A 1,649-nucleotide genomic window follows, 5' to 3' on the forward strand; every position below is an offset into this window, starting at 1 on the left:
GGGCGGGTTCACATGGTCGTCGCAACACTCTCGATGAGAGGTTGCGGCGACCATGTCGTTTTCGGAGGACTGTGCGCGGTTCGGTGACCAGCTAGCAAGGTTGGTCGATGCCGGGGTTGCGGTGAAGGAGGCTGCCGTCGCAGTCGGTCTATCCCGTGATCGGTGTTATGCGATTCTGCGGTCGATCGGCCGGCCTGCCGGGCAGGCGCGGGGTCCTGGCAAGTGCGGTGATCAGCGTGGGGTTGCTGACCGGGACGTCATCGTGGCCGTATTCGACGAGACGGGTTCGATCAACCAGGCGGCGAAAGCATGTGGGGTGTCGCATTCGGTGGCGCGCCGAATATTGGTCGCCGAGAATCTGGTCACCAGCGAGAAGATCTTGCCGAGGGGCAAGCCCGAGGCCAAACGCCGTTGCCTGGAGCTGATCGCGGCGGGCTGGTCAACCGCGCGGGCAGCTCGTGAGGTCGGTGTGAACCAGCGGACCGCGCGGGACTGGCGCCAGGGGATCCGCCACACCCACAACATGCGGATCTACCCCGATGGCCGGGTCGTGGACTACAACCGCCAGACCGTTTACAAACAATCCGTGACTCATGTGACCTGCGATGACACCGCGCGGCCGGCAATCGATGGCCGGTATCTGTCGATCGAGGACCGGGTAGCGATCGCCGACGGACTCCTCGGGAAGGAGTCACAGCAGACGATCGCCGATCGGATCGGTAAGAACGTCTCCACCGTCTCGCGGGAAGTCCGCAGGCACAGTATCGATGGCCGGTATCTGCCGTATCAGGCCGACCGTGTGGCAGCAGCGGCCCGGGCGCGGCCCAAGGCGTCCAAACTGGTGGTGAACACGGTCCTGCGGGAGGCGGTTGAGGAAGGCTTGTCGCGCAAGCTGTCACCGGAGCAGATCTCGCACCGCCTGCGCCGGGATCATCCCGACGACGAGAGTATGTGGGTGAGCCACGAGACGATCTACCAGGCCCTGTACTTCCAGGCGCGAGGTGGCTTGAAACGAGAAGTGCAGCATGCACTTCGGACTGGACGAACGAGACGTAAACCGCATCGCAAAGAAGGTGAGCGGTATCAGCGGTTCACCGACCCGATGGTGATGATCAGCGACCGCCCCGCTGAGGTCGAAGACCGAGCGGTGCCCGGGCATTGGGAAGGTGACCTGATCACCGGTGAGAAGAACCAGACCGCGATCGGCACCCTCGTCGAGCGAGCGACCCGCTACACGATGCTGCTGCACCTACCAGGCGGGCACGATGCCGACTCCGTGCGCGATGCCCTGATCGCGGCGATTAAGGACCTACCCGATCACCTGCGCGGATCACTGACCTGGGACCAAGGCGCTGAGATGGCGCGGCACAAGCAGTTCAGCATGGCCACCGACATGGCCGTGTACTTCTGCGACCCGGCCAGCCCCTGGCAGCGTGGCAGCAACGAGAACACCAACGGACTGCTGCGACAGTACTTCCCCAAAGGCACCGATCTGAGCGTCTACGGACCCGAAGACCTCGAACACGTCGCCCAAGAACTCAACGGCCGCCCACGCAAAACGCTCGGCTGGGATACCCCAGCCGAGCGTCTGCGTGATCTACTACTGGCCAATTAACCACCAGTGTTGCGACGACCCCTTGAAACCGCCC

At 63.7% G+C, this 1,649-nt stretch carries 1 pseudogene; it reads left to right on the forward strand.

From position 1 onward, the window contains the following. Positions 1–311: 311 nt before the first annotated feature. A pseudogene (locus LI94_RS21130) lies at positions 312–1,615 on the forward strand (IS30 family transposase). Positions 1,616–1,649 lie beyond the last annotated feature (34 nt).

Source organism: Mycobacterium sp. UM_Kg27 (genome assembly GCF_000972905.1).
GTDB lineage: Bacteria > Actinomycetota > Actinomycetes > Mycobacteriales > Mycobacteriaceae > Mycobacterium.